Here is an 18,848-nt window from a genome sequence, read left to right on the forward strand (position 1 = left end):
GGCAGTCAGGTCTCGAAATTTGTCCAGCAAGTGTTTATATGGGCCTTCCAACAAGGAGCAGAAATGGCCCGCATAGACCAGACCGACGATTGGCGGGACCGCCATGCGCCGACACTTTCCGCCTTCGAATCGCTTGCGATCGAGGCCTATGGCCACCTGCCGGAAGAATTTCGCGCACTGACGAAAGATCTCATCATCGAGATCGCCGATTTCCCGACCGACGATGTCTTCGAAGACATGGCGCTCGAAACCCCTTTCGATCTCCTGGGGCTTTTCGAGGGCCGGGGCATCTCCGAACGTTTCACCATGGAAACGGGCGAGATGGTAAACCGTATCACGCTTTATCGACGTCCCATTCTAGACTACTGGGCCGAGAACGAGGAAACACTGGGTGATATCATCACTCATGTCCTCATCCACGAGATTGGCCATCATTTCGGCCTGTCTGATGACGACATGGAGCGGATTGAAGAAAGCGCCGACGAGGCCGCCGCCGATCGCTGATCGGGGCGGCCATGACTGCTTACTGCTCGCCGAGCTTCATGTCGGGATGGTATTCCTTGCCCTCGACCACCTTGGTCACGGCCTGGCCGCAATGCATGACGCCACTTGCCGCATTAAAGGCATAGCTTGGCGAACCCGCGAGTTCCCAGCCTTTGTTCAGCGCCTCGGTAACCCGGTGACAGAATTTCGCGTCGTCCGGTCCGGTGATGAAACGATAGACCTTCACGTCGTTTTTACCTTTCTTTGTGCGATGATATCGGCCATGGCGACCAGCCTTTCGGCCTGGTTTACATGCAGCCGTTCTGTCATCCGACCATTCATGTTGATGACATTCAATTTCGCATATTCCGGTTTTGCGAAAGCCGCAATGATCTCACGCGCTTCCGCGACCGCAGTCTCGTCCGGGGCGAAACGCCGGTTAGCCGGCTCGATCTGAGCAGGATGGATCAACATCTTGCCATCGAACCCCATGGCGCGCCCCTGTTCGCATTCAGCTTCGAAGGCCTCGATGTCACGAAAGTCGTTTGAAACGCTGTCGATGACTTCCAGACGGTACGCACGGGCGGCAAGCACAACCTGCATCATCCAGGGTACGAGATACATGCGGTCTGTCAGCGCTGGAACGCGCGTTTCCTTGCGGAGGTCGTTCAGTCCGATGACAAAAGCCGCCAGCCGTGCATCCGGCGTGTGGGCCGCGTCTGCAATCGAGGCGGCGTTCAGGACACCGAGCGGCGTCTCGATCATCGCCCAGATTTTCAGGGCTTCGGGCGCATCTGCTTCGGCCAGAAGATCAGCCACGTCATTGATATCCGCCGGCTGTTCCACCTTCGGCAGCAAGACTGCGTTCGGCCGACAGGAAAGAACAAGCTGCAGATCCGCCCTCCCCTCAGACGTGGAGAGGGGATTGATGCGAATAATGGTCTCGCCGCCGAAAAAAGGGGCTTCCGAAAACAAGGTTTTCAGATTCTCCCGCGCCTTGCCCTTCATGTCGGGCGCTACCGAATCTTCCAGATCGAGGATCACCCCGTCACAATCGAGATCGCGAATTTTCTCCAGTGCCCGGACGTTGATCGCGGGGACGGACAGCAGCGAACGGCGCGGTCGGACAGGAATATTTTCGGAAAAACTGACCATGCCGCACTTGTGTCAAGCTTTTGTGACATCTGCAAGCCGACAATCCACTGAATCCTCTTGCAAGCCGGAAGAAGAAGGCCCACATTCGTCTGGAAAGAAAGGTTTGGATCATGCAAGGCATACGTTCGTTTTTCATCGCCGCATCCGGCATTGCAATTCTGGCCATGGCCGCTCTTTTCACGGCGTCGCTTACGGTCGCTTTCATTGGCGTGCTCGCGGTTCTCAGCGCATCCCGCCTCCTGTCCGCGCGTCTGAAGCCGGCTCCGATCCCTGTGAAGCCCCGCGGTCAGCGCGACATGCGCGTCTGGAACGATGGTAAGGGTACGATTATCGATCTCTGAGGTCGATGAATTCGGAAAAAGCACCGGCGGTGCGCGCAAGGCGTACCGATGAATGCGGGTTTGCGCTTCTAAAGCGACCATTTTTGCAGTATTTCCCAAGTTAACTCCGGCCGGCTTTAGCCAGAGCCAGATTTTGTTCAGGGAAACACGGGAAGCGACAGATGGAAAAATTCACCAAGCTGACAGGCGTTGCCGCGCCCATGCCGGTCGTCAATATCGACACCGATATGATCATTCCGAAAGATTATCTGAAGACCATCAAGCGCACCGGTCTCGGCAAGGGCCTTTTCGCTGAATCCCGGTATCTCGAAGACGGTTCGCCCAGTCCCGATTTCGTGCTGAACAAGCCCGCCTACCAGAACGCCCAGATCCTCGTCGCCGGCGATAATTTCGGCTGCGGCTCATCGCGCGAACACGCACCCTGGGCGCTGCTCGATTTTGGCATCCGCTGCGTGATCTCCACCAGCTTTGCGGATATTTTTTACAATAACTGTTTCAAGAACGGCATTCTTCCGGTTGTCGTCAGCCCGGAGAACCTGGAAAAGCTGCTGGACGACGCATCGCGCGGATCAAACGCCGTTCTTTCCATCGATCTTGAACGTCAGGAGATCAGCGGTCCCGACGGCGGTACGATCAGTTTTGAGATCGATGAGTTCAAGCGTCACTGCATGCTGAATGGCCTCGACGATATTGGCCTGACGCTGGAACATCGCGGCGCAATCGATACCTTCGAAAAGACCAACGCCTCCGCGCGGCCCTGGGCCTGATCCCACTTTCTACGTCGGGCATTCGCACAAGCGGGCCCGTCAGGAAAATGCGTCAAGGTAAAAGACTAAAAAGCCGATCCCGTACAAAACCGTACCGGATCGGCTTTTGCTTTGCTTGAAAAGCCCCTGAGGCAGAGATAAGAAGCCCCCGATCCCGTCTGGCTGCAATAAGACCTTGCAGATGCAGGACGGAACGAGTTTGACGCCGTGCTCGCCGCCATCGAAAACCCTTCTGGATGTTTTCCGGCGCGCCGCCCAAGGAGGGTTCCTATGACAGTTCGTTCGCTTTTCCTTCTGCCCGGTGATGGTATCGGCCCTGAGGCCATGGCCGAAGTCCGCAAGCTGATCGACTATATGAACAGCGCTGAAGGTGCCGGTTTCACAGTCTCCGAAGGCTTGGTCGGGGGTTCCGCCTATGACGCCCATGGCGTTGCGATTTCCGATGCGGACATGGAAAAGGCGCTCGCCGCCGATGCTATCCTTTTCGGCGCCGTCGGCGGCCCGAAATGGGATGGCGTTCCCTATGAGCATCGCCCGGAAGCCGGCCTTCTTCGCCTGCGCAAGGATCTTGAACTTTTCGCCAATCTGCGTCCCGCCATCTGCTACCCGGCACTCGCCGCCGCTTCCTCCCTGAAGCCGGAACTTGTCGAAGGTCTCGATATCCTCATCGTTCGCGAGCTGACGGGCGGCGTTTATTTCGGTGAACCAAAGCAGATCATCGACCTCGGCAACGGCCAGAAGCGCGGTATCGACACCCAGATCTATGACACCTTCGAGATCGAGCGGATCGCCAGTGTCGCTTTCGAGCTGGCCCGCACCCGCGACAACCGCGTCTGCTCGATGGAAAAGCGCAACGTGATGAAGTCGGGCGTGCTGTGGAACCAGGTGGTCACCGAAACCCATGCCGCAAAGTACAGGGATGTTCAGCTGGAGCATATGCTGGCGGATGCCGGCGGCATGCAGCTGGTGCGCAAACCCAAGCAGTTCGACGTTATCGTCACCGACAATCTCTTCGGCGACATGCTTTCCGACGTCGCCGCCATGCTCACCGGCTCGCTTGGCATGCTGCCTTCCGCCTCGCTTGGCGCACCGGACGCCAAGACCGGCAAACGCAAGGCGATGTACGAGCCGGTCCACGGCTCGGCGCCTGACATTGCCGGCAAGGGCATCGCCAACCCCATCGCCATGATCGCGTCCTTCGCCATGTGCCTTCGCTACTCGTTCAACATGGTGGATGAGGCAACGAAACTCGAGACAGCGATTGCAAACGTGCTCGACAAGGGCATCCGAACCGCCGACATCATGGCAGAAGGCAGCCGCCAAGTCGGCACGTCCGAAATGGGTGATGCGGTTCTTGTCGAATTCAAGGCGCTTTCGGCGTAAGGCTTGATACAGGCTGGGCAGGCGGCATAGCCGTCTGCCCGTTTTCCTTCGTAAGAAGATGCTCGTAGCGCCTGTCGGTCAGTGTCTTCAGAAACGCGACAATGGCGTCGACCCGCTTGTCGTCCAGCGCCGGCGCTGATGTCAGTTCCGCCATGGCGATATTCTCAGGCACCTCAGGCGCGTCCCAGGCCCTGCCGGTTTCAGGATTGATCTGACGGCTCGGCTTCTTGCTCTTATATTTCACGTAAAACAGCACGACCGTGCGCAGATCCTTGAACACGCCATTGTGCATGTAAGGGCCGGTCACGGCGACGTTGCGCAGCGTCGGCACCTTGAATTTGCCGCGCTCAGCCGGATCACCGGCGACGATCGGATTCTGCGCAAGACCAAGATCGACTGCGCCCGGCTTCGAGCCATTTACGGCCCGGACAGGTGTATTGGCGGGCACACCGATGTTGAAATATTTGTGGTTGGTGAAGAGGCCGTCTTCCAGACCCTTGGCGCCCCGGATTTCGTGGCAGGTATTGCAATTGGTGAATTGCGTCGAGGAGATAAGAACCCGCCCCAGCTCTTCCTGATCAGTCAGCTTTTCCTCGCCACGCAGGAAGCGGTCATATCTGGAATCGAAGGTCGAGAACTCGTCCGATCGCTCAAAGCTCGCCAGCGCCTTCGTCATTGCGGCATAGGCGGTGTCGTCGTTCTCAAAAACATCCTTGCCAAACTGCGTGCCGAACGCCGCGACATAATCCGGATTCTCCTTGAGTCGCTTCACGACCGAGGGCTTGTTCGGCATACCCATTTCGACGGGGTTGAGCGGCGGTCCACCTGCCTGATCCTCCAGCAGCGAGGCGCGGCCGTCCCAGAACTGGCCACCCACATACTCTCCCGCCGCATTCCTGCCGAAAGGCGGTGAGAACCGGGCGTAGGCCGCGGTCGGCGCGTTGCGGTCGCCCAGTGAGAAACCGTCATCGCCGAGCGAAACATCGCGCCCAACCTTGTCGTTTTCCCGTCCATCGGAAAAACCGGCTGACTGCATATGGCAGGTGGAACAGGCCATCGTCCTGTTCATGGAAAGATTGGGATCGTCAAAGAGCGCCGCGCCGAGCTTTTCCAGCGTCGCATAATCTTCGCCGCCATGAGCAGCCACGCCATCGAACCCGACACCGAAAGGAGCGAGCAGAACGGATGCAGCCATAGCGGCGGAGAGAAAAAATCCGGGTTTCGTCATCGGTAGGCACGCTCGAGATAAATGCGCGATAGCAGATCCGGGCCGCGGCAGACAGAACGGCTTCCGGCCGGACTTCACGGAACATGGAGCGCCGGAAGTATTTCCGTCTTTCCATGCCCTCTGAGAGGACCCTATAACACTTTCTCACGGTCGGAGCCTACAAACTTTCACAGCTTGCTCCACTTTGCCGCACCGGGATCAAACGCCCCGGGCAATGGCGTGGAAAAACGTGCCCGAAACGAGGCCTCGCCTGCCGCCCGAAGGCCCGAGCGGGCGACCCTGCCCGTCGGCTATCTCAGCAAAAGGCGCGTCTTGGCCGGGATCGATGACCCGCGCATAATGGAATTCATGGCCGCGCAGAACTTCCCCTGCCGATCCGAGCGGACCATTCACCGCAATTGTTGCCTGCCGGTAGCCGAGATTCATCTTGCGCGTGGCAAAGCTGGTGGCATGCGACAACAGACCTGTCATGGCATGGGTCACCCCATCGGCATCCTCCAGCGCCGCCCCCATCACCATGTAACCGCCGCACTCGCCATGCACGGGCTTTGTCGCGGCAAAGCGGGTGATGCCGGCCTTGAAAACAGCGGCATTCGCGAGTTTTCCGGCAAAAAGCTCGGGATACCCGCCGGGCAGCCAGCAGATATCACAGCGCCCATCCGGAGCCTCATCGGCGAGCGGAGAAAAACGCACGATTTCGGCGCCGGATGCATGCCAGTGCTTCTTGAGATGCGGGTAAAGGAAGGTAAAAGCTGCATCTTCCGCCAGCGCAATGCGCTGGCCGGGCGGCGCGATGGCTGCTGCTTTCGAACCCGGAGGCAGCTCGACCGGTGCAGCAAGAGACAACACGGCATCGAGATCGATGGATTTTTCCATCGCGTCCGCGAGCCTTTCGATATGTGCATCGATTTCCGGATGTTCGCTCGCCTGCACGAGACCCAGGTGACGTTCCGGCAGGATGAGGGAGGGGTCGCGCAGCACGCATCCGGCAACCCGCAATCCGATTTTTTCGATGGCTTCCGTACACAGGAGCCTGTGCCTTTCGCTGCCGGCCCGGTTCAGCACCACCGCCGCCATGGTTACGGCGGGATCGTAATGGGCAAAACCGTGAGCAACGGCGGCGGCGGTCTGCGACTGACCGGACACATCGAGGACCAGCAGCACGGGAATGCCGAATAGCCGTGCCAGATCCGCAGCCGAACCGGTACGGTTTTCCGCCACCGGAATGCCGTCGAACAGGCCCATCGCGCTCTCGATCAGAATGAGATCGGCGTCTTGCGTGTGCTGTGAAAACAGGTGCAGCAGCAGCTCTGGCCTCATTGCCCAGCTATCCAGATTAAGACCTGACGAGCCGGTGGCGAAGGCATGGAAACCCGGGTCTATGTAATCGGGTCCCGTCTTGATGCCGCGTACCTTGATGCCGCGTCGGGCAAAAGCCCGCAGCAGGCCGATGGTCACGCTGGTCTTGCCGGATCCCGAGCGCGCTGCGCCGATGATGATCGCCCGCGCCGTCATGCCTGCGAAACTCCCAGCCGCTCGCGCATCGACACAATCTCTCCGATGACGATCAAGGCCGGCGCTTCGAAATTTTCCCGCATTGCATCGCCAGCTATGCTTTCCAGCTTGCTAATAAAGATGCGCTCTTGTTCAGTTGTCGCCGACATGATGACAGCGACCGGCGTCGTTGCCGCACGTCCGCCCTGCATCAGAAGCTTTGCAATTGCGCCGATATTCTTCAGACCCATATAAACGACGACGGGCTCCTGTGTTTTTGCCAGCGCCAGCCAGTCCAGGTCCTCCTCCGTGCCCGCCGCATGACCGGTGGCGAGCGTCACGGCGCGACTGATCCCACGCATCGTGGCTGGAATACGCGCAGAAGCCAGCGCCGCCAGCGAAGATGTCATGCCCGGCAATATGCGAAACGGAACGCCGGCACGAACCAGCGCCTCCGCTTCTTCGCCGCCACGGCCAAAAATAAAGGGATCGCCGCCCTTCAGCCGCAGCACCTTTTTTCCCTGCCGGGCGAAATCGATCAGCGAGGCGGTAATATCGTCCTGCGTCGCAGAGGGCTTGCCACCGCGCTTGCCGGCAAAGACGATCTCCGCCTGGGGACCGAGCGCCACTACATCGTCACTCACCAGCGCATCACGCACGATGATCTCGGCCTGGGAGAGTGCCAGCACCACTTCGAGCGTCAGATAACGCACATCGCCCGGCCCTGCGCCCGCGAGCCAGACGTGCCCCGCTTCGAAGGCCGGACTTTTTGCGGCAATACTGTTCAAAATCTGCGGTATCGACATTCTCTTGGCTGCTTTTTAACGATGACGGAAAAAGCCGTCCCGGCTATAGGAATTCATATGGAAACGGATGGAAAGACCCTTCGCCGCGGCTGGACCACGGGCACCTGCGCGGCAGCCGCCACGAAGGCGGCCTGCGCCGCCCTTCTGACCGGCGAGTTTCCTTACCCTGTCGAGGTCGAACTTCCAAGCGGCGCGAGGCCCGCATTTTCCCTCGCGACCGAGGAAAAGGGTGAAAACTTCGCCCGCGCAGGTGTCATCAAGGATGCAGGCGATGACCCTGATGTTACCCACGGCGCGCTGATCGAAAGCACGGTGCGGCGCGGTCAACCGGGAAGCGGTATCACCTTTAAGGCCGGCATGGGCGTCGGCACCGTCACGCGGCCCGGACTGCCCCTGCCGCCAGGAGAACCCGCCATCAATCCCGTGCCACGCAAGATGATCGAAACCGCCATTCACGAGGTGGCTGGTGCGGAGACTGATTTCGAAGTTGAAATTTCCGTTCGGGACGGCGAGAAACTTGCGGAAAAAACCCTCAACGGCAGACTCGGCATTCTCGGAGGTATCTCCATTCTCGGCACCACGGGCGTCGTTATCCCTTTTTCCTGCTCGGCCTGGATCCACTCCATCTGGCGAGGCATTGACGTGGCGCGTGCGACCGGCTGCACTCATGTGCTCGGCGCTACCGGGAACACCTCTGAAAAAGCGGGACAGGCGCTGTATGAACTGCCCGAGACCGCGTTGATCGACATGGGGGATTTCATCGGCGGCATGTTGAAATATCTGCGCAGCCACCCGGTCGAACGGGTAACGATTGCTGGTGGCGTCGCCAAGATGACGAAGCTCGCCCAGGGGATGCTCGACGTGCACTCCAAAAAAGGTCTTGCCGATCTCGATGCGCTGGCGGCGCTGGCAGGGGAGGCAGGTGGCGATGGGGAACTCGCTGACGCCATTCGCAGCGCCAACACCGTCGCCCATGCTTTCCAGCTGGCCGATCGCAACGCTATCGATCTTGGCGCGATCGTTGCGGAAAAAGCCTGGGTGACCGCGGCGGCGGCGCTGAGGACGCCGACCATAGCACTGGATATCCTGGTTTTCGATCGCCAGGGCGCGTTGAAGGGACGCACCGCCTCCACCCCGTCGCATCAGCCCGCCGCATCCTCCTTTGGAGACCGGAAGCGGCGTACATAGTCTGCACTGTAGAGTGCGCTTTCACGAAAATCCGTCGAGGCCAAACCACGGCCGACAAAGATCAGCGCCGTGCGCTCGACAGGCTCGGCCGCAAGCTTGCCTTCGATATCGAACAGGCTACCGCGAATGACCCGCTCATCCGGCCAGGACGCCAGCACGACAATGGCGACGGGGCAATCGGAACCATAAAGCGGCGTCAATTCTTCCACGACCCTGCCGATGGCATGAATGGCAAGATGGATGGCAAGCGTCGCGCCCGTCGCGCCGAAAGCCTGCAGCGTCTCACCATCGGGCATCTTCGATGCACGCCCGGAAATCCGCGTCAGCACAAGGCTCTGCGCCACTTCCGGCACCGTCAGTTCGCGTTGCAAGGCTGCCGCGGCGGCGGCGAAGGAAGGAACCCCGGGCGTCACGCTGTAATCGAGCCCCAGCTGCTCCAGCCGGCGGATCTGTTCGCCCATTGCGCTCCAGACGGAAAGGTCGCCGGAGTGCAACCGTGCAACGTCCTTGCCTTCCCTTGCTGCCGCGATGAATTCCGCCTCGATCTCATCCAGCGAAAGTGCGGCCGTATCGACAATACGCGCGCCCGGCGGGCAATAGTCGATCAGCGCCTTCGGAACCAGCGAGCCGGCATAAAGGCAGACCGGGCACGCCGCGATAAGATCGCGCCCGCGCACCGTAATGAGATCGGCGGCGCCCGGACCGGCACCGATGAAATGAACCGTCATTCGTGTTCTCCATGTTCGATCGCGCAGCCGCCATCCTCTGGGGCGGCACCGTCAGCGGTTGCGATGGCCACCGTCACATCGCCGTGTACGAGCCGCGGCGCGACCAGTCTTGCATTCTCTCCCGCTGCCGCAAGCGCCGCGGTTTCGCTCACGCTCGGCAAACCGGACCGCTCGAAACTTGCGCGTGAAAACGTCAGCGTTTTCGAGATAACCGCGTCAAGCCGGTGCTGCGCGACGATTTCGAGCGACAGGGAAAGGGTTTTCGCCGCTTCCGCAAGGCCGGCTTCCCGCGATTTAAGTGGCGCAGTTGCCAGACGGTCGGCCTTGACGCCAAAATCCTGCTCGGCAGCGCGCAAGGCAGCGATGATCATCCCCGCCGTCGCTCCCTTACGGCAGCCTATGCCAGCCACGATCACCATGGCTTCACCCAGCTCCACTGGGTCACCGGCATAGCCGGACGCCACCCCGACATTGAACCGACAGCAGCCGCCCGCGACACATCCAGTCTTACGATCGAACCGCCGAGCCTCGCATGCGCGGCCAGCAGAACTGCCTCCATTTCCAACGTCACGGCATTGGCGACCAGACGTCCCCCGGATTTCAATGCCTCCACGGCCCCATCGAATACACCCGCTTCACTGCCGCCGCCGCCAATGAAGATTGCGTCCGGACGGGGTAACCCTTCAAAAGCGTCGGGAGCGGAACCGATCATGACCTCAAGCCCGGGAACACCGCAGACGTCGGCATTAAACGTTATGCGTTCCGCCCTTGCTGGATGCTGCTCTATGGCAATGGCACGGAGCGAGGGGTGCGACAGCATCCATTCAATGCCGATCGAGCCGGAACCCGCACCGATATCCCAAAGCAGTTCGCCGCGGCGTGGCGCCAGCGACGACAGGGTCACAGCCCGGATTTCGCGTTTGGTGATCTGCCCGTCATGTTCGAACAGGCCATCGTCAAGTCCGTGCGCAAAGGGCAGGATACGTGCGCCTTGATCCGCAACAACGTCAATTGCCACGACATTCAGAGCATTGACGTCCTTAACGGCGAAATCGCTCGCCGGGAGGCGGCGCGATCTTTCCCGTTCTCCTCCCAAAGCCTCGAGCAGAGTGAATTCCGACCGGCCGAAACCGGAGGCAGACAGCAATTTTGCGATCAAAACCGGGTCGCGCTCGTCCGACGTCAGCGCTATGATGCGGGTGCCGGGATGGAGATGCGGCCGCAAAAGGTCGATGGGTCGGCCGTGCAGCGAAACGCACTCGACCGATTGCAGCGGCCAGCCGAGCCGGGAAGCCGCGAGAGAAAAGGCCGAAGGCGAAGGATACGATGCAACCTCTCGGACAGGGACGTTTCTCAGAAGCGTGACGCCCACACCGTAGAAGAATGGATCACCGGATGCCAGCACGCAAATCCTCCTGCCGCGCAGCGCCAGAACGTCCCTCATCTCCACGTCGAATGGCACGGGCCAGGCCCGCGCCTCGCCCTGAATGGCCGCAGCGGCCAGGTCCAGATGACGTTTGCCGCCAAAGACAATTTCGGCGGCCTCGATTGCCCGCAGCGCATTTTTACCGAGCCCGTCAAGCCCGTCCTCGCCGATGCCGACGATGGAAAGCCAGCGCGTTGCTTCCTTTTCGGTGGAAGCCTTGCCCGTTCCGGAATATTCAGAGGTCATGACACGCTCCATACTCATTCTTGGCGGCACGACCGATGCCCGCCTCCTGGCCGGCCGGCTGGGCGAAGATTCCAGCTATCGTATCCTGCTCTCCATGGCAGGGCGCACGATCTCCCCGGTGGAACAGCCCGTACCCATGCGCAGTGGCGGCTTCGGCGGTGCGGCGGGGCTGGCGGATTTCATCCGCGCCGGGAATTTCGATATTCTGGTGGATGCGACCCATCCCTATGCCGCCAGAATTTCCGCCAATGCCGTGGAGGCGTCGAAGCGAGCAGGCGTTCCGCTCATCAGGCTTTCGCGTCCTGCCTGGCAGCTTCAGCCGGGCGATAACTGGCAAAGTGTCGAGAGCATCTATCAGGCGATCGTCGCGCTTGGCGGCCAAGGCAGATGCGTGTTTCTGGCGCTCGGTCGACAGGAGCTTCTTCCTTTTGAGGCCGCGCCCCAGCACAACTATCTCATCCGCAGCGTCGATCCCGTGGAACCGCCGCTGAAGTTGCCGGATGCGCGTTACATCACTGCACGCGGTCCTTTCGCAACGGAGGACGAAATCCGTATGCTGGAAGAAAACCGCATTGAGGTCGTGATATCGAAAAACTCGGGTGGCGCAGCAAGTTACGGCAAGATCGAAGCGGCCAGACAACTCCATCTGCCGGTTATCATGATCGAGCGGCCGAGGCAGTCGCACGACACGGCCGCCACAAGCGTAACGGTGCCGGATATAGCGACTGCGCTCACCGCCATCCACCATCAGTTTTCTCTTTTCGAAAAACGAGGCGAATAAACGATCGGTTCTTTTCCGGGACGTTCGATCAAACGCGTTTCTTCCGAACCGACAATGACACAGGTCGCCATGTCTGCCATGTCGCTCGACGCCTCCGATAGCGGCACGACCCGTATGCGCTCATCCAGGCGGCCTGCCGCCCTGCCGAAGATCACCGGCACCGATCCGGGCAGATGCACCCGCAGCAGGTCAAACGCCGTGCCGAGCTGATGCGGCCGCGCCTTGCTGACAGGATTATAGAAGGCCATCACGAAACCCGCCTGCGCCGCCGCGATCAGTCGTTTCTCGATGATTCCCCAGGGTTTGAGATTGTCCGACAGTGAAATGGCGCAAAAATCATGCCCGAGCGGCGCACCCGCTCTTGCCGCCACCGCCAGCATCGCCGTCACGCCCGGCACGACGGAAACATCGATATCGCGCCATTCGGATGGACCATTTTCGATTGCCTCGCAGATGGCCGCCGCCATGGCGAAAACACCGGGATCACCACCGGAAACCACGCAGACCCTGCCACCTTCGGCCGCAAGCCGAAGGGCCTGTTCAGCGCGGGAGATTTCCTCACGATTGTCGGAGGCATGGCGGCGCTGGTGGGGACCAAGCGACAGCCGGTCGAGATAAGGAATATAGCCGAAAAAATCGTCGGATGCCGCGACAGCCGCAAGCGCCTCCGGCGTCACCTGTGCAGCATTACCGGGACCCAGTCCGACGACGACGAGCTTGCCGGTCATGGTGCTTCACCCGCGCCGGGCCTCGTTTTCCAGCCAGGTACAAGAACCAGCGAAAAGTAAGGCGCAGGCGAAGCATCCCGCTCGATGAGCCGCACTGCATGGCTGTTGGCCATGGTGCCGCGCTCGACATAAAGCGCCTGTTCGAGCTTGCCGGCCTTTTCCAGTGCACGGCGGATTTTGGGCAGGTTGCGCCCGACTTTCATGATGACCGCCCCGTCCGTGCCGGAAAGACGGTCAGAAAGAACATCTTCTGCAAGCGTTCCAGGAAGCACGCTCAGAATATCGTCTCCCTGCACCAGCGGCAGCCCAGCCATGGACCAGCAGCCGGACATGGCGGTGATGCCGGCTACGACTTCCGCCTGATAGGACGGCGCAAGCCGCAGATGCAGATGCATATAGGAGCCATAGAACAGCGGATCGCCCTCCGAGAGCACGGCAACATTCCTGCCGGCTTCGAGATGTGCTGCAATGTCCTTCGCCGACTGATCGAAAAATCGGGCGATCGCATCGCGATAATTCTCACCGTTCTTGTCGCTTTCGACCGTGACGGGGTAAACCAACGGCATTTCAAGCGTGCCCGGACGGATAAAGGCCTCGACGATACCACGGCCGTTGCCGCTACTGCCCTTTTTGCAGAAGAAAGCCAGAACGTCGGCTGCCTCGATGGCGCGCACCGCTTTCAGCGTCAGCAGTTCAGGATCGCCGGGACCGGTGCCGACGCCGACGAGTTTCCCCTTACGATGTTCAAAAAGAGCCGCGCTCACAGGCCCGCCCTCGCAACAGCGTTGACGGCGGCAGCCGTCATGGCCGAGCCGCCCATGCGTCCCTTGACGATGGCGTAGGGAATGCCGAGCGTACTGACTTCCAACGCATCCTTCGATTCCGCTGCGCCGACGAAACCGACCGGCATGCCGATGATGGCGGCGGGGCGAGGCGCGCCCTTTTCGAGCATCTCCAGAAGATAGAACAGGGCTGTTGGCGCGTTGCCGATCGCCACCAGAGCACCGTCCATGTGCTCCGCCCAGAGATCAAGCGCGGCGGCCGAACGTGTATTGCCGATGGACCTCGCAATGTCGGGCGTGCGCGGATCACGAAGTGTGCAGATGACCGCATTGGCGGCTGGCAGGCGCGCGCGCGTCACACCATGGGCGACCATTTCCGCATCGCAAAGGATGGGCTTGCCCGCAAGGAGTGCGCCACGCGCGGCAGAGACAAAATCCGGGGAGAAACGGAAATGGGCGGCGGCCTCAACCAGCCCGCAGGCATGAATCATGCGAATGGCGATGTCCGCCTGATCCTCGGCAAAAGCGGACAAATCCGCTTCCTCGCGTATTATGGCGAAGGAGCGCTCATAGATCGCATTGCCATCGCGAATATAGTCATAGTCGGTCATCGGTCATCCTGTCGAAGCGCCGCGACAATTGCCTGCCTGCCCAGACGGGCAAACAGGCCAGCGGCGTTTTCCCCGGGCTTATGTTCTTTTTCATAAAGACGGGCAAGCCGCGAAAGCGCCGCTCTTTGTTGTGCAAAGGGTAAAATGCCGTCCGGCGAATCACCGGCGCGGCCAAAAATCGAAAAAGCCATGCCATTATCGGAACCTGAAAAGGTCAGAAGCGACGGCGCGGGATGGGCGCAGCCTTTGCCGCATCCGGAAATATGCAGGGTCACGGAACCGTCGAGCAGCGGGGCGCAAGCGCCTGCCGCAAAGGAAGCCAGTTCGTGAGTAGGATAAAAGGCCGACGCGCAACCGGGAGCGCCGGGACAGACTGCTATGGAAGATCGCCCGTCGCCGGCAGCCGTGACGAAACCCGATGTTCCGGCACTTGCAAGTAGTGCGCCGCACGCGCGCTGGGAACCGAAAAACAGCAGGCTATGATTTATCGCTGGCCGAAGAGACTGAATACCGAGCATGGCGGCCGTTTCGCAGAGACGCGCTATATCAGCGGCTTTGATCTGACTGAAGGCAGGCGCGACGCCTGCAGCAAAACCGGCCCCGCCTGCGGCCATCAAACCCAAAGGCACGAAGGACGGGGATGCCTCGCTTCCGGCCCAATCCACCAGATGATCACCGCAGATCGCTTCAATCATCTTCCGATCCAGATCGCGACCGCGGGCGAGCGGACCTTTTTTTGCCAGAAGCGCGAGTAATTCAAGGACGACACCAGCTGCGGCGCCGGCGCCAACCAGCCCCGCATCCACCGAGCTGCTTTCCGGACCGCCCACAAACAGGCGCCAGAAGACCTGCCCTTCCAGACGCTGTGCTTTCAGGCGGATGTCAGCGAGCAAATCTCCCATGGAGACATATCCGCCACCGTCGATCACCACAGACATTTTGGCGGCGAGTTTTTCAGCAAGCCCCAGCGCTTTTGCCTCCCGGCGAATCTCGTCTGCAAGAGAACGGCCATCGGCAATTTCCGTCTCGTCGCGACCGGATAAGGGCGAAACCTCAACCGCCAGCCCATCGCGAAGCGGTAGACCAAGCGCCAGAACCTCTTTTTCCAGAAAGCGCGCGCTCTCGGGCGACAGACCGCGAAATTGCAGGCTGCCCCGGGCGGTAATGTCCATCAAGCCATTGCCATGGAAATCCGAAAGATCGCAAAGCCTCTTCATCTCAAGGGGCGTGATATCCTCTTCGAATGCGATCCGTGACAGGAGACCATCGCCGGTGGGCATGGGTGCAGAGAGAGCCGGGCATGCACCGCGGCGGCTGACTGGCTGAACGGGATTGAATAAGGCCGTCATCACGCGCCGACCCTTTCCGGACGGGGCAAAAGCAGCATTTCAAGCTCCGCATCCACCGCGTTTCGGCGACTGTGCCACAGGCCGCGGCGGCGGGCGGACAAGAAACGTTCCGCCATCACCCGCGCTGCCTTCGGGTTTTCGCGCAGGATGAAATCGCGCACCGCTTCATTGCCGAAATAGGCATCGTAAAGGGCTTCGATCAACGATGACGACACCGCATTGGTGGTTTCGGCAAAGCCGACCAGCCGGTCCACCGCCTCGGCAAACTCCGCCGCACCGCGTGGACCATGTCGCATCTGGCCTTCGATGAAGCGCGGATTGACGGCCCGGGCCCGCACCACCCGCGTCAGGGCCTGTGTCATCGATCTTGCCCGTGGGCGCGCCGGATCGGTCGTATCCAGCGCCACGATATCGGCAACGCCTCCAAGTGCAGCCTTGGCAGCGGAAAAGCCGCCAATGAAAGCGACATCGGAAGAACCGTCCAGAAGATCGCGGCCGGGATCATCGCCGGTGTGAACCAGAAGATCAGCCCGGCGCACCGCCTGCGCAAATCCGGCATCCTCGAAAATCTCCAGCCCGTCCGCACCCCCGAATGCGTGACTTGCCGCATCTAAGTAGGCTTTACCCAGCTCCTCGCGTTCGTCCCATTTGCCGCTGGCGAGCTTCTCCTCAATACCGGCACCATAGGTGCCGGGCGCAGAGCCGAAAATCCGCGGTGGTATATGACCGAGCAGAGCCGCCTCTTCCGCAAGCGGATTGTCGCCCGGCGCTTCTTCACGCCGCGCCACGGCCTTGGCGGCAGCATCGAGAAGCGCGATCAGCGCAGGAAACATATCCCGAAACAGGCCGGAAATGCGGAACGTCACATCAACGCGTGGACGGCCGAGGCTGGCCGGCGGCAGCACCTCGATGCCGGTCACGCGGCCGGTGCCGGCGTCGTAAATCGGCCGCGCTCCCATCAGGTGCAGCGCCTGCGCCACATCCTCGCCGCCGTTGCGAAGACTGGCACTTCCCCAGAGATCGAACACCAGATGTTTCGGCCAATCCCCGTGGCTCTGCAGATGATGACGGAGCACCTCTTCGCCGGCCATGCGCCCGAGTTCAAAAGCGGTGGGCGTCGGCATCGTGCGCGGATCCGCTGCATAAAGATTGCGGCCCGTGGGAAGTACATCGATCCGGCCCCGTGCCGGTGCGCCGGAAGGACCGGGAGCAACGTGCCGGCCATCGAGTGCGGCAAGCAAGGCCGCCTTCTCGGCCCGGGCGCTTTGAAGTCTCAGAGGATCAGCCTCACCTTCGGCGCATCGGCCGAAAATGTGTTGGCCGTCCTTGATCGCAAAATCCTTGAGATCACAGAGAAAGGCGTCGATGCGTGAGAGGGCGGCGTCGGCATCGTCCTTCGTATTCACGCCGGCCTCGGTTGCAAGCCCGGTTTCCTGCGCTTTTTCAATGATCAGCTTCGCCAGCCGGTCGCGCCGTCGCCGATCGAGCCCATCGGCCTGCGCATATTCGTCGACCAGCTGTTCAAGCGCCAGTTGTTCCGGCGAAAGCCCGGCATTAACCAGCACCGGCGGAATATGGCCGATGGTGACGGCTGCAATGCGCCGTTTCGCCACCGCCGCCTCACCGGGATTGGAAACGATAAACGGATAAATCACCGGCAGCGGACCAGTGACAATTTCCGGAAAGCACTTGCGGGAAAGCGCCACTGTCTTGCCCGGCAGCCATTCCAGCGTACCGTGCGCGCCCACATGCACGATGGCATGGGCGGATGCCACGCGCTGCATCCATGCGCCGAAGGCAACAAGCGCGTGGCGCGGAGGCAGGGCGGGATCGTGATAGTCAACCCGGCGGTCCTCATTGCGCCCCCTGTCCGGCGCAAGCGCCACGAAGACCTGGCCGAAACGCGCGACGCGAAAACGAAACCCGCCATCGGCGAAAGCTTCATCACTTTCCGCAGCTCCCCATGTCGCACTCAAGGAGGCCGCGGCATCGTCAGGCAAACCCGAAAGAAAACCTCGATAGTCCGCAAGATCGATCGTCGCTTTCTGCTGCTCAAGGCGATCGAGCAGCGCCCTTGCCGTTTCAGGAATATCTTCGACGCAATAGCCGGCATCAGCAAGATCTCGCAGCATTTCGAGCACGCTTTGCGGCACATCCAGACCAACGGCATAACCGGTTCGACCCGGGGCTGCACCCGGATAATCCGGCATCAGAACGACAATGCGCCGCTCCTCCGGCGAGGTATTTTTCAAACGCAGGAAGGCCGCGATGCGGCTTGCCACCTGTTCGACACAATCCGCCTCCGGCATGTTTACGAGACTGATACCGCCATCGGTCCGAGGCTGCTTGAAGGAAATCACGCCTGCGAAAATCCGGCCATCCAGTTCAGGCAGCACAATATGCATGGCAAGATCGGACGGGTTTAGTCCACGCGCATTCGCCGCCCAGCCGTCGCGGCGGGTCGTCGCCATGGCGACCTGGAAAACGGGAACGCCAAGCCGATCGAACAGCGTATGGCCATCGGCATCGCTCTGACTGGCAAAGGCCGTCGCAGCAAGGATGGCAGCCGGCTGAATATCCCTCAGCGCCTTTTCGAGAAAGCGAAGGGCGTCGCCATCCTTCAGGCCGCTGACAAAAATCGGCACCGGGGAGAAACCGCGCTCGCAAAGCGCGTGAAAGAGCGCATCCACCGGCGCTGCATCCGCAGCCAGCAACATGGAGCGATAAAAGACAATAGGCAGAACGGGCGCGGCAGCCGGGAAGCCAGAGCAGGCCTCCATTTGCCCCAACACCCCCACCCCCGGCCGATAAAAGCCGGCTTTCGGCAATGGCTCAGCTTCTATCATCGGCCATGCGTCATCTCTTGCCAGAGCGGCGAGGCCACCGGCAAGGCGACCCATATTCTCTCTTCCACCTTCGCGGAAAAAGGAAAGGACGGATGCCAGGATGTGTGTGTCCACGGTCGACGCCGCTTCGAGCTTTTCGTCCCTTTCACTGCATTCGCCGGGCAGAAGCAGAAGCTTTATCCCACGTCGGCGCGCCATGCTGGAAAGCTGATCAACTCCATAACGCCAGCGTTCCGCTCCACCGAGGATTCGGACAAGGATGACCGTGGCATGCTCCGCCGTCTTTTCGATCCACAGGTCAACCGACATGGGATGGCGAAGCTCGGCGAGGTTTGCGGCGGACAGGCTGGGGAGCACACTGTCCGCCTGTCGCCACGCCTGCTCAAGCCCGGCAAGATCGCTTGTCGAAAACGACAGCATCACCACATCCGATCGAGGCTGGTTGAGGTCAACCGGCTCGATCAGATCGTCAAGAGACGAGGATGTGGTGGCAAGAATATGCATCG

The 18,848-nt window shown here is 60.7% G+C and carries 19 protein-coding genes; 6 read left to right on the top strand and 13 right to left on the bottom strand.

Annotation, left to right across the window (positions count from 1 at the left end; genetic code table 11):
* Positions 1-63 precede the first annotated feature (63 nt).
* On the top strand, positions 64-504 hold the full coding sequence (locus tag EYD00_RS12020) for a metallopeptidase family protein (protein ID WP_003520258.1): 441 nt from the start codon (positions 64-66) through the stop codon (positions 502-504).
* A gap of 19 nt (positions 505-523) precedes the next feature.
* On the opposite strand, the gene EYD00_RS12025 is transcribed toward EYD00_RS12020, so the two are convergent.
* Positions 524-730, bottom strand: a complete 207-nt coding sequence (locus EYD00_RS12025) for a DUF1737 domain-containing protein (RefSeq protein WP_003505258.1) — start codon at positions 728-730, stop codon at positions 524-526.
* Complete coding sequence (locus EYD00_RS12030) at positions 727-1,638, bottom strand: HpcH/HpaI aldolase/citrate lyase family protein (protein ID WP_004444137.1); 912 nt, start codon at positions 1,636-1,638, stop codon at positions 727-729. Before EYD00_RS12030 ends, EYD00_RS12025 begins: the two co-directional genes overlap by 4 nt.
* Before the next feature lie 110 nt (positions 1,639-1,748).
* Here EYD00_RS12030 and EYD00_RS12035 point away from each other — a divergent pair, with 110 nt between their 5' ends.
* The 3 genes from EYD00_RS12035 (at position 1,749) to leuB (ending at position 4,129) form a co-directional block, all read left to right on the top strand.
* Positions 1,749-1,979 carry a hypothetical protein gene (locus EYD00_RS12035; protein ID WP_004444139.1) on the top strand — a complete coding sequence of 77 codons (231 nt, stop codon included), beginning with the start codon at positions 1,749-1,751 and terminating at the stop codon, positions 1,977-1,979.
* 161 nt (positions 1,980-2,140) lie between these two features.
* A complete protein-coding gene (gene leuD, locus EYD00_RS12040; RefSeq protein ID WP_004444140.1) occupies positions 2,141-2,746 on the top strand; it encodes a 3-isopropylmalate dehydratase small subunit in 606 nt (201 codons plus the stop codon).
* A gap of 270 nt (positions 2,747-3,016) precedes the next feature.
* The gene (leuB, locus tag EYD00_RS12045; protein ID WP_004444142.1) at positions 3,017-4,129 is read left to right on the top strand and encodes a 3-isopropylmalate dehydrogenase; all 1,113 of its coding nucleotides are present in this window, start codon (positions 3,017-3,019) and stop codon (positions 4,127-4,129) included.
* Here leuB and EYD00_RS12050 read toward each other — a convergent pair.
* From EYD00_RS12050 to cobA, 3 genes are all read right to left on the bottom strand, one after another.
* The gene (locus EYD00_RS12050; RefSeq protein ID WP_004444144.1) at positions 4,110-5,357 is read right to left on the bottom strand and encodes a cytochrome-c peroxidase; all 1,248 of its coding nucleotides are present in this window, start codon (positions 5,355-5,357) and stop codon (positions 4,110-4,112) included. The two genes, leuB and EYD00_RS12050, sit on opposite strands and share 20 nt — an antisense overlap.
* Before the next feature lie 198 nt (positions 5,358-5,555).
* Positions 5,556-6,872 carry a cobyrinic acid a,c-diamide synthase CobB gene (locus tag EYD00_RS12055; protein WP_004444146.1) on the bottom strand — a complete coding sequence of 439 codons (1,317 nt, stop codon included), beginning with the start codon at positions 6,870-6,872 and terminating at the stop codon, positions 5,556-5,558.
* Positions 6,869-7,657 (bottom strand): uroporphyrinogen-III C-methyltransferase, encoded by a 789-nt coding sequence (cobA, locus tag EYD00_RS12060; protein WP_004444150.1) that lies wholly within the window; start codon positions 7,655-7,657, stop codon positions 6,869-6,871. The genes EYD00_RS12055 and cobA overlap by 4 nt, the downstream gene beginning before the upstream one ends.
* 57 nt (positions 7,658-7,714) lie before the next feature.
* On the opposite strand from cobA, the gene EYD00_RS12065 reads away from it, so the two are divergent.
* Entirely contained in the window at positions 7,715-8,845 is a 1,131-nt protein-coding gene (locus EYD00_RS12065) for a cobalt-precorrin-5B (C(1))-methyltransferase (protein WP_004444153.1), read from the top strand.
* Here EYD00_RS12065 and cobM read toward each other — a convergent pair.
* Genes cobM through EYD00_RS12080 form a run of 3 tightly spaced genes read right to left on the bottom strand, consistent with a single transcriptional unit; the run spans position 8,800 to position 11,245 of the window.
* Complete coding sequence (gene cobM, locus EYD00_RS12070; protein WP_034500022.1) at positions 8,800-9,573, bottom strand: precorrin-4 C(11)-methyltransferase; 774 nt, start codon at positions 9,571-9,573, stop codon at positions 8,800-8,802. The two genes, EYD00_RS12065 and cobM, sit on opposite strands and share 46 nt — an antisense overlap.
* Positions 9,570-9,992 carry a cobalamin biosynthesis protein gene (locus EYD00_RS12075; RefSeq protein ID WP_004444156.1) on the bottom strand — a complete coding sequence of 141 codons (423 nt, stop codon included), beginning with the start codon at positions 9,990-9,992 and terminating at the stop codon, positions 9,570-9,572. The genes cobM and EYD00_RS12075 overlap by 4 nt, the downstream gene beginning before the upstream one ends.
* Positions 9,986-11,245, bottom strand: coding sequence for a bifunctional cobalt-precorrin-7 (C(5))-methyltransferase/cobalt-precorrin-6B (C(15))-methyltransferase (locus tag EYD00_RS12080; protein ID WP_004444158.1), 1,260 nt, complete (start codon positions 11,243-11,245; stop codon positions 9,986-9,988). The genes EYD00_RS12075 and EYD00_RS12080 overlap by 7 nt, the downstream gene beginning before the upstream one ends.
* On the opposite strand from EYD00_RS12080, the gene EYD00_RS12085 reads away from it, so the two are divergent.
* On the top strand, positions 11,244-12,026 hold the full coding sequence (locus EYD00_RS12085; protein ID WP_004444161.1) for a cobalt-precorrin-6A reductase: 783 nt from the start codon (positions 11,244-11,246) through the stop codon (positions 12,024-12,026). The two genes, EYD00_RS12080 and EYD00_RS12085, sit on opposite strands and share 2 nt — an antisense overlap.
* Here EYD00_RS12085 and EYD00_RS12090 read toward each other — a convergent pair.
* The 5 genes from EYD00_RS12090 to cobN are packed head-to-tail and all read right to left on the bottom strand — an operon-like array spanning position 11,993 to position 18,846.
* A complete protein-coding gene (locus EYD00_RS12090; RefSeq protein ID WP_004444163.1) occupies positions 11,993-12,754 on the bottom strand; it encodes a precorrin-3B C(17)-methyltransferase in 762 nt (253 codons plus the stop codon). The two genes, EYD00_RS12085 and EYD00_RS12090, sit on opposite strands and share 34 nt — an antisense overlap.
* Complete coding sequence (locus EYD00_RS12095) at positions 12,751-13,518, bottom strand: precorrin-2 C(20)-methyltransferase (RefSeq protein ID WP_004444165.1); 768 nt, start codon at positions 13,516-13,518, stop codon at positions 12,751-12,753. Before EYD00_RS12095 ends, EYD00_RS12090 begins: the two co-directional genes overlap by 4 nt.
* Entirely contained in the window at positions 13,515-14,147 is a 633-nt protein-coding gene (locus EYD00_RS12100) for a precorrin-8X methylmutase (protein WP_004444167.1), read from the bottom strand. Before EYD00_RS12100 ends, EYD00_RS12095 begins: the two co-directional genes overlap by 4 nt.
* On the bottom strand, positions 14,144-15,496 hold the full coding sequence (gene cobG, locus EYD00_RS12105; protein WP_004444168.1) for a precorrin-3B synthase: 1,353 nt from the start codon (positions 15,494-15,496) through the stop codon (positions 14,144-14,146). Before cobG ends, EYD00_RS12100 begins: the two co-directional genes overlap by 4 nt.
* Entirely contained in the window at positions 15,496-18,846 is a 3,351-nt protein-coding gene (gene cobN / locus EYD00_RS12110; RefSeq protein ID WP_004444170.1) for a cobaltochelatase subunit CobN, read from the bottom strand. The genes cobG and cobN overlap by 1 nt, the downstream gene beginning before the upstream one ends.
* Positions 18,847-18,848 lie beyond the last annotated feature (2 nt).

This window comes from Agrobacterium sp. 33MFTa1.1 (assembly GCF_004328495.1).
GTDB lineage: Bacteria > Pseudomonadota > Alphaproteobacteria > Rhizobiales > Rhizobiaceae > Agrobacterium > Agrobacterium pusense.

Excerpts from the sequence above, each read along its gene's own strand:
- leuD (WP_004444140.1), top strand. The coding sequence starts at position 2,141 with ATGGAAAAATTCACCAAGCTGACAGGCGTTGCCGCGCCCATGCCGGTC.
- EYD00_RS12085 (WP_004444161.1), top strand. The coding sequence starts at position 11,244 with ATGACACGCTCCATACTCATTCTTGGCGGCACGACCGATGCCCGCCTC.
- EYD00_RS12065 (WP_004444153.1), top strand. The coding sequence starts at position 7,715 with ATGGAAACGGATGGAAAGACCCTTCGCCGCGGCTGGACCACGGGCACC.
- cobN (WP_004444170.1), bottom strand. The coding sequence starts at position 18,846 with ATGCATATTCTTGCCACCACATCCTCGTCTCTTGACGATCTGATCGAG.
- EYD00_RS12035 (WP_004444139.1), top strand. The coding sequence starts at position 1,749 with ATGCAAGGCATACGTTCGTTTTTCATCGCCGCATCCGGCATTGCAATT.
- cobG (WP_004444168.1), bottom strand. The coding sequence starts at position 15,496 with ATGACGGCCTTATTCAATCCCGTTCAGCCAGTCAGCCGCCGCGGTGCA.
- cobA (WP_004444150.1), bottom strand. The coding sequence starts at position 7,657 with ATGTCGATACCGCAGATTTTGAACAGTATTGCCGCAAAAAGTCCGGCC.
- EYD00_RS12050 (WP_004444144.1), bottom strand. The coding sequence starts at position 5,357 with ATGACGAAACCCGGATTTTTTCTCTCCGCCGCTATGGCTGCATCCGTT.
- EYD00_RS12075 (WP_004444156.1), bottom strand. The coding sequence starts at position 9,992 with ATGGTGATCGTGGCTGGCATAGGCTGCCGTAAGGGAGCGACGGCGGGG.
- EYD00_RS12090 (WP_004444163.1), bottom strand. The coding sequence starts at position 12,754 with ATGACCGGCAAGCTCGTCGTCGTCGGACTGGGTCCCGGTAATGCTGCA.
- EYD00_RS12080 (WP_004444158.1), bottom strand. The coding sequence starts at position 11,245 with ATGACCTCTGAATATTCCGGAACGGGCAAGGCTTCCACCGAAAAGGAA.
- leuB (WP_004444142.1), top strand. The coding sequence starts at position 3,017 with ATGACAGTTCGTTCGCTTTTCCTTCTGCCCGGTGATGGTATCGGCCCT.
- EYD00_RS12030 (WP_004444137.1), bottom strand. The coding sequence starts at position 1,638 with ATGGTCAGTTTTTCCGAAAATATTCCTGTCCGACCGCGCCGTTCGCTG.
- EYD00_RS12100 (WP_004444167.1), bottom strand. The coding sequence starts at position 14,147 with ATGACCGACTATGACTATATTCGCGATGGCAATGCGATCTATGAGCGC.
- cobM (WP_034500022.1), bottom strand. The coding sequence starts at position 9,573 with ATGACGGTTCATTTCATCGGTGCCGGTCCGGGCGCCGCCGATCTCATT.
- EYD00_RS12020 (WP_003520258.1), top strand. The coding sequence starts at position 64 with ATGGCCCGCATAGACCAGACCGACGATTGGCGGGACCGCCATGCGCCG.
- EYD00_RS12055 (WP_004444146.1), bottom strand. The coding sequence starts at position 6,872 with ATGACGGCGCGGGCGATCATCATCGGCGCAGCGCGCTCGGGATCCGGC.